This window comes from Saliniramus sp. (assembly GCF_035311605.1).
Classification (GTDB): domain Bacteria; phylum Pseudomonadota; class Alphaproteobacteria; order Rhizobiales; family Beijerinckiaceae; genus Saliniramus.
On record NZ_DATGCW010000042.1, the window covers coordinates 1 to 7185 of the forward strand.

A 7185-nucleotide genomic window follows, 5' to 3' on the forward strand; every position below is an offset into this window, starting at 1 on the left:
CGACCCGCGCGGATCAGGCTCACGCGTTCTCGGAAGCCGGGGGCGTCTGGTCGCCGGGCTCGGCATTGCCGCCGGCCTTCTGGGCTTCGGCGACGCGCTGGCGGTAGAGCGCCACGAAGTCGATCGGATCGATATAAAGCGGCGGGAAGCCGCCATTGCGCACGGCATCGGCGACGATCTGGCGCGCGAAGGGGAAGAGCAGGCGCGGGCACTCGATCATGATCACGGGATGGATCTGATCCTCCGGGACATTCTTCACGCGGAAGATGCCGCAGAAGGCGAGATCGAAGGCGAAGAGCGTGTTCGCATCGTTCTTGGCGCTGCCTTCAAGCTTGAGTTCGACCTCGTAATCGGTCTCGCCGAGCTTCTTGGCGTTGACGTTGACCTGGATCGAGATCTGCGGCTGCTGCTGTTGCGGCGCAAGCGATTGCGGCGCGTTCGGATTCTCGAAGGAGAAATCGCGGGTGAATTGCGCGAGCGCGTTCAGTGACGGCGCGGTGTTCTGCTGTGCCTGCGCGCCGGCTGCGGCCGGATCGGCGCCATTGGTGTTCGGGGTATCGGCCATGTCGGTCAACCTCTGTCAGAGCGGATATGCGCCGCGCGGCGCAGGATGAAACGATGCGCGCGACCCTTCGGCGCATGCGCCGCCCTTTCCGGACGGCAACGGCACGGGTCACGGTTGCGTTCGCAAGGCCGCTAACATGCTTCAGGCGCCCAAACAAGCGCGTCGGCCCGTGATCCGCGCGATTCGCGCCCCCTGCGCCGGACGGTCGGACGGCACCCGAGCCAAAAAAACGCCACGCGCTTTCGGATTTTCTCGCTATTCTGCGCCGGGGTGGTAGATGTCCGGGCAAGACGTTCCCATATTGGGGGTGGCCGATGCCCGTTGCGGCGCCGCAGGCGTTGACGGGCATGGCCGAATGTGTTTCCACCCGGAATGAAACGGGTGGGGCGTGTTTTACCCCGGAAACCAGGCCGGATAGACGATGCAAGAGTCTTTCGACATCACGACGCTCATCTTTCTCGCACTGGCGGTCTTCGTGATCTGGCGGTTGCGCTCCGTGCTGGGCCAGAAGACCGGCCAGGAACAACCGCCCCAGGAACCGTTCCGACGCGGCGCCCCGCAATCGGATCGCTCCGGACAGAAATCCGAGGACAATGTCGTGCGGCTTCCAGGCGCCGAACAGGCCGAGCAGCGGCTTGCTTCGGTTGATCGCTGGAAGGGCATCGCCCAACCCGGCAGCTCCATTGCCGATGGATTGGACGACATCGTGCGCCAGGAACCGGATTTCGATCCGCGCGGTTTCCTCGAAGGCTCGAAGATGGCCTATGAGATGATCGTCTCCGCCTTTGCCTCCGGTGATCGCGAGACGCTCAGGAATCTCCTCGCCAAGGACGTCTACGAGGGTTTCGAGCAGGCGATCAGCGAGCGGGAATCCCGCGGTGAAACGGCTGAGACCACCTTCGTGGCGGTGGACAAGGCCGAGATCGTCGAGGCCGAGGTCAAGAACCGCGTCGCCCAGATCACTGTGAAGATCGTCTCCGAACTTATCACCGTGACCCGCGACAGCGAGGGCAATGTCGTCGATGGCAGCCCGGATGCGGTGGTCGACGTCACCGATGTGTGGACCTTCGCGCGCACGCTTGGTTCCGGCGATCCGACCTGGCATCTGGTGGCGACCGAAGCCGGGCAATGAGCCTCCCCGGCGTGCTTCGCCGGTTCCGGATGGGAGCGATGGTCATGGCTGCGGTTTTCCTCACCGGTACCGCCGCACCGATATTTGTCGATGCCGTTGCCCGTGAACGCACACAGCTGGTTCCTCTCGATTTCGACGCGCTGTCCGGCTGGGCCGAAGACGACCATGACGCCGCCTTCTCCGCCTTCATGCGCTCCTGCACCGGGCCGGCGCGCACTGCGCCCGACGGCCCAGTCACCCTGCGCCCCGGTATCGAACTCTCCGAGGATCTGAAAGCGGTCTGCGCAATCGCGCGGAATTGGCAAGATGGCGCCCGTGCTTTCTTCGAAGCGCATTTCATGCCGCACCGTGTCGTTCCCGGTGAGGGCCGCCCATTCCTCACCGGCTATTATGAGCCCGAATATGACGGTGCGCGCCAGCCCGGTCCGGATTTTTCTGCTCCCCTGCGCCCGCGCCCGCCCGATCTGGTCACCCGCAACGCGGAAAATCCGCTCCCCGGGATCGACGAGAACCTCGCCGCCGCGCGCCGCCTGCCCGATGGCAGCCATGTCCCCTATCCCGACCGCGCCGCGATCATGGACGGCGCCATCGACGATCTTGCCCCGCCGATCGTCTATCTGCGCCATCCCGCGCAGGCCTTCATCATTCATGTCCAGGGTTCGGCACGCATCCGCCTTGATGATGGCGACGTCATGCGCGTGGGCTATGCCGGGCGTAACGGCCATCCCTTTACCGCGATCGGGCGACTGCTCGTGGAGCGCGGCACGATACCGCTCGAAGAGATGAGCCTCGCGCGCCTGCTGGGCTGGCTCGAGGATCCGGCAAATGCCGTTCAGGCAGATGCGCTGATGCGTGAGAACCGGTCTTATATCTTCTTTGCGGAAAACCGCGCGCTTGCCGCAGAAGACGGACCGATCGGCGGAGCCGGCGTAGCGCTCACGCCGCATCGTTCGCTGGCCGTCGATCGCACCATCTGGCCCTACGGCCTCCCGGTCTGGCTTTCGGGCACCCTGCCCGATGCCGATAATCGCGAAACCCCGCTGGCACAGCTGATGATCGCGCAGGATACCGGCTCGGCCATCACCGGAGTGGCGCGCGGTGATTATTTCACCGGCAGCGGTGATGAAGCCGGGCGCCAGGCCGGCTATATCCGCCACCGTCCGGATTTCGTCATTCTGCTGCCACGCGCGACCGGAACCGGTCCGTGATCGGTCGGCGCGGAAACGGACGCGGCACCGGTACTGGCGCATCGGTGGAGGAAGCACCGCCGGCGAAGGGCGCGCGCCGGGCGAAGAGGCCGGAGAACAAGCGCCGACCGGGCCTCCTGCGCCGCCTGTTCGGGCGCCTGCTGCGCGCAATCTTGCTGCTCGTCCTGATCTTCCTCGCGTCGAATCTGCTCTTCATGCTCGTTACCCCACCCTCGACGATCATGCTGGCACGTTGGCTAACCCTGCAGCCGGCCGCGCGCGAGACCGTTGCGCTCGAGGCGATCAGCCCGCAATTGCGGCTCATGGTGATCGCCTCCGAGGACGGGCAATTCTGCCGGCATCTGGGGGTGGACTGGCGTGAATTGCGCCAGGTGATCGAGAGCGGCGGCGCGCGCGGAGCCTCCACCATCTCGATGCAGACCGCAAAGAACGTCTATCTCTGGCCGCAGCGTTCCTATATCCGCAAGGCGCTGGAGATCCCCATCGCGATCTGGATCGATTTCCTCTGGTCAAAGCCGCGCATGCTGGAAATCTATCTCAATATCGCGGAATGGGATGAGGGCGTGTTCGGCGCCGAGGCCGCGGCACAGCACTATTTCAACCGCTCCGCCGCCGATCTCACCCGGCAGCAGGCGGCGCTTCTGGCCACCGCACTCCCCGCGCCGCAAAGGCGCAATCCCGCCGCCCCTTCGGCGGGTCATGCGCGTCTGGCCGAGCGCCTCGCCGATCGGGCTGCGCGCTCCGGGCCGATTGCAGCCTGCGTCGAGTGAAGTACGGCTTGGCATATCCGCGCTTGCCCTGAAGGGCGGTTTTCGTCAAAAGCAGGCAGGAATTCATTTCGCGACGACAAACGAGGCTTACCATGGCGACCCACAAGCTCCTTCTCCTCCCCGGCGACGGGATCGGCCCGGAAGTGGCCGCCGAAGTCGAGAAACTCGTCGCCTGGTTCACCCGCTCCGGCATCGCCGCCTTCGAGACAGAGCGCGATCTCGTCGGTGGCATAGCCTATGACGCACATGGCGTGGCCATCAGCGAGGACGCGATGAAGAATGCCGAAGCCGCCGATGCCGTGCTGTTCGGTGCGGTCGGCGGGCCGAAATGGGCGGATGTGCCTTACGAACACCGCCCCGAAGCGGGCCTGCTGCGCCTGCGGAAGGATCTCGGGCTGTTCGCCAATCTGCGACCCGCCATCTGCTACGGGGCTCTGGCCGATGCCTCCTCGCTCAAGCACGAACTGGTCGAGGATCTCGATATTCTCATTGTGCGCGAGCTCACGGGCGGCGTCTATTTCGGCGAGCCCAAGGAGATCGTCACCCTCGAAGACGGCCAGAAGCGCGCCGTCGACACCCAGCTCTACACCACCAGCGAGATTGAACGCATCGCCCGCGTCGCCTTCGATCTCGCCCGCAAGCGCAGCAACAAGGTCTCCTCGGCGGAAAAGCACAACGTGATGAAATCCGGCGTGTTGTGGAAGCAGGTCGTCACTGCCGTGCACGCGTCCGAATTCTCCGACGTCAGTCTCGAACACGTACTCGCGGACAATTGTGCCATGCAGCTTGTGCGCAATCCCAAGCAATACGACGTCATCGTCTGCGACAATCTCTTCGGCGACATCCTCTCCGATGTCGCGGCCATGCTTACCGGCTCGCTCGGCATGCTGCCGTCGGCTTCGCTCGGCGGAGAAGACCCGGCTACGGGCAAGCGCAAGGCGCTCTACGAGCCGGTCCACGGCTCGGCGCCCGACATTGCCGGCCAGAGCCGCGCCAACCCGATCGCCATGATCGGCTCCTTCGCCATGAGCCTGCGCTATTCCTTCGGGCTGATCGAGGCGGCGGACATGCTGGAAGGCGCCATCACCGATGCGCTGGCCAATGGCGCGCGCACCGGTGATATCGCACCGGCGGGGACCAACAGCCTCTCCACCACCGAAATGGGCGATGCCATCCTGCGTGAACTGGAAAAGCGCGCAGGCTGAGGCACGGCGGGCGCTGCCTCAATCGCCTTCGGGGCGGGGCGGCGGCGGTGGCAGCATATCCAACGGGACGGCTCTATCACCGCTCTCGTCAAGCATGCCGAGCAATCCCGCGATATCCTGCGGCGCATCGCGCGCCGGCGCGGCGGTCTCCGCTTCGCCGGCACACGCGCCGGCAGCCGTGGCCGTAGGCAGCAGCGTTTCGCCAGTGATTCCATCGACGAGGTCGAGGTCATCAATCAGGCAGGCCAGAGCCGCAGGATCGGAAGCGGTACCACAGGTCCAGCCTGCAAGCAGGAAGCCGCCATCGCCGTCGGGCTCCGTGCTGCGAAAGGCAAGGCAGTCGCGGGCGAGACCGTCTTCCAGCACCATCTGCGCCACGATCAGCGGCAAGCGCCGCGTCTCCAACCGCTCCTGGTCGCGCACCCGCTGCACCGCGAGCCCAGCCTCCGCAGCATCGAGGGTGGTCGCGACAAAGAAGGAATGGCGCGGACGCGCCGCAGCACCGCGTAAAAGCACGAGATGGAGATGGGGCTCGCCGCGGCCAAAATCCCCAAGGGTCATGGCATCACGCCGCGCCCCGTCATCGCGGATTTCGGCATGATGCGTGAATTTTGCCTGTGCGAGGGCATCAGGCAGGGCCGAGACGGCGATGTCGCGCGAGGGGGCGGGTCGCCAGATCGGCGGCGGCGTTGCGAGCGCCGGCGCATCGGCACGCACGCGCGGCTCCTGGACGAGCGGGCCGTGAGGCGCGTCTTCGTAATGCTCGATGGCGGCAAGTGTCAGCACGGTGATCAGCGCCGTCGAGCCGAGCATCAGCCGGATCAGCGGCAGACGCCGGCGACGGCGGGGCCTGTGCACGGTCTCATGGACAGGAGGGCGGCCAGATGGGCGCGCGGCAGGGTCTCCGGCGCCGATGGCGCCGAAATCCATATCCTGCCAATCCTGCAAGCCGCGTGACGCCACGCGCAGCCTCCCGTTCTGCTTGCGGAGGCGGTGAACCCGCGTCCGGAGGATGGATCAGGCCATCCGATAGCGGCAGAATCGAGGGATTTCTTTCAGAATCGATTGACGCTGTCCGGGTTTCCTTCAGCAGCGTGAATCGATGGTTAGCGCGCGTATCCTTCTGTCAGGTGGTTACCGGCTGACGGTCACAATAAGCGCCGGGGAATGCTTCAGGCACCGAGCACCTTGCGCACCGTGGCGATGACGTGATCCTGATCGGCCTCGCCGAGATAGGGGTGCATTGGCAGGCTGACCACCTCTTGCGCCAGCCTGTCGGTCACCGGCAAGCCGTTACCGGCGCTCGGATAACGCGCATAAGCGTCCTGGCGGTGCAGCGGGCGCGGATAATAGATCGCCGTCGGCACGCCGGCATCGCGCAGGCTCGCCTGAAAGGCGGAGCGATCGAAACCCGAAACGCGCAGGGTGTATTGCGCCCATACCGAGCTTGCACCCGCCATCACCCGCGGGACCACGGCGCAATCGGACAAACCTGCCGCATAGCGAGCCGCGATCCGGTCGCGCGCCGCGATCTCGTCGGGGAAGACGCGCAGCTTCTCGATCAGCACCGCCGCCTGGATCGTGTCGAGGCGGCCGTTCATGCCGATACGCGCATATTCGTACTTGTCGGCACCCTGCCCATGATTGCGCAGGGAGCGCAGCACCGCGTCGAGCTCGGGATCGTCTGTGAAGATCGCTCCGCCATCGCCATAGCAGCCAAGCGGCTTGGCGGGGAAGAAGCTGGTCGCCGTGGCGTCACCGATGGTGCCGACCTTGCGGCCCTGGTAACGGGCCCCGAAACTCTGTGCGGCATCGGCGAGCAGCCACAGCCCCTCGCGGGCACAGATTGTTTCGATCGGCGCGTAATCCGCCGGCTGGCCAAACAGATCCACCGGAATCACGCCCACAGGACGCAAACCGCGTTCACGCGCGGTGACCAGCCCGGCCTCCAGACTGTCAATGTCGAGATTGAATGTGTCCTCGCGGACATCCACGAAAACCGGTGCGGCACCCAGCCAGCAGATCACCTCCGCCGTTGCGGCGAAGGTGAAACTCGGACACAGAACGGCATCGCCGGGCTTCACCCCCTTCGCCATCAGGATCAGCGCCAGCGCATCCGTGCCGCTGCCGCAGCTCACGACGTGTTTTGCGCCGCAAAAGGCCGCGAGCTCCTCTTCGAGTTGCCCGACTTCCGGGCCCATCACATAGGCACCGTGGCGTACCACCGCGAGGATGGCCTCTTCCACGCGCGGGTCGAGCGCCGCACGCTGGGCGGCAAGATCGATGAAGGGGAGCATCGGCAAGG

The 7185-nt window shown here is 65.5% G+C and carries 7 protein-coding genes; 4 read left to right on the forward strand and 3 right to left on the reverse strand.

The window, feature by feature from the left end:
* Positions 1–19 precede the first annotated feature (19 nt).
* A complete protein-coding gene (gene secB, locus VKP01_RS02125; protein WP_324409987.1) occupies positions 20–565 on the reverse strand; it encodes a protein-export chaperone SecB in 546 nt (181 codons plus the stop codon).
* A gap of 421 nt (positions 566–986) precedes the next feature.
* Here secB and VKP01_RS02130 point away from each other — a divergent pair, with 421 nt between their 5' ends.
* The 4 genes from VKP01_RS02130 to leuB all read left to right on the forward strand — a co-directional run bounded on the left by VKP01_RS02130 (position 987) and on the right by leuB (position 4880).
* Positions 987–1697: a Tim44/TimA family putative adaptor protein gene (locus VKP01_RS02130; RefSeq protein ID WP_324409988.1), complete on the forward strand. Its 711-nt coding sequence runs from the start codon at positions 987–989 to the stop codon at positions 1695–1697.
* Between the two features lie 44 nt (positions 1698–1741).
* Positions 1742–2905 carry a murein transglycosylase A gene (locus VKP01_RS02135; protein ID WP_324409989.1) on the forward strand — a complete coding sequence of 388 codons (1164 nt, stop codon included), beginning with the start codon at positions 1742–1744 and terminating at the stop codon, positions 2903–2905.
* Between the two features lie 140 nt (positions 2906–3045).
* A complete protein-coding gene (gene mtgA / locus VKP01_RS02140) occupies positions 3046–3675 on the forward strand; it encodes a monofunctional biosynthetic peptidoglycan transglycosylase (protein ID WP_414706494.1) in 630 nt (209 codons plus the stop codon).
* A gap of 92 nt (positions 3676–3767) precedes the next feature.
* Entirely contained in the window at positions 3768–4880 is a 1113-nt protein-coding gene (gene leuB, locus VKP01_RS02145; protein WP_324409991.1) for a 3-isopropylmalate dehydrogenase, read from the forward strand.
* An 18-nt stretch (positions 4881–4898) separates the two neighbouring features.
* Here the strand turns inward: leuB and VKP01_RS02150 are convergent, their stop codons facing one another.
* Together VKP01_RS02150 and VKP01_RS02155 are read right to left on the reverse strand one after the other, a co-directional pair.
* Complete coding sequence (locus VKP01_RS02150) at positions 4899–5843, reverse strand: hypothetical protein (RefSeq protein ID WP_324409992.1); 945 nt, start codon at positions 5841–5843, stop codon at positions 4899–4901.
* A 209-nt stretch (positions 5844–6052) separates the two neighbouring features.
* Positions 6053–7177, reverse strand: coding sequence for a DegT/DnrJ/EryC1/StrS family aminotransferase (locus VKP01_RS02155; RefSeq protein ID WP_324409993.1), 1125 nt, complete (start codon positions 7175–7177; stop codon positions 6053–6055).
* Between the last annotated feature and the right edge of the window lie 8 nt (positions 7178–7185).

Bases quoted from the DNA above. Each gene is read 5' to 3' on its own strand.
- secB (WP_324409987.1), bottom strand. From the start codon at position 565: ATGGCCGATACCCCGAACACCAATGGCGCCGATCCGGCCGCAGCCGGC.
- VKP01_RS02130 (WP_324409988.1), top strand. From the start codon at position 987: ATGCAAGAGTCTTTCGACATCACGACGCTCATCTTTCTCGCACTGGCG.
- VKP01_RS02135 (WP_324409989.1), top strand. From the start codon at position 1,742: ATGGCTGCGGTTTTCCTCACCGGTACCGCCGCACCGATATTTGTCGAT.
- leuB (WP_324409991.1), top strand. From the start codon at position 3,768: ATGGCGACCCACAAGCTCCTTCTCCTCCCCGGCGACGGGATCGGCCCG.
- VKP01_RS02155 (WP_324409993.1), bottom strand. From the start codon at position 7,177: ATGCTCCCCTTCATCGATCTTGCCGCCCAGCGTGCGGCGCTCGACCCG.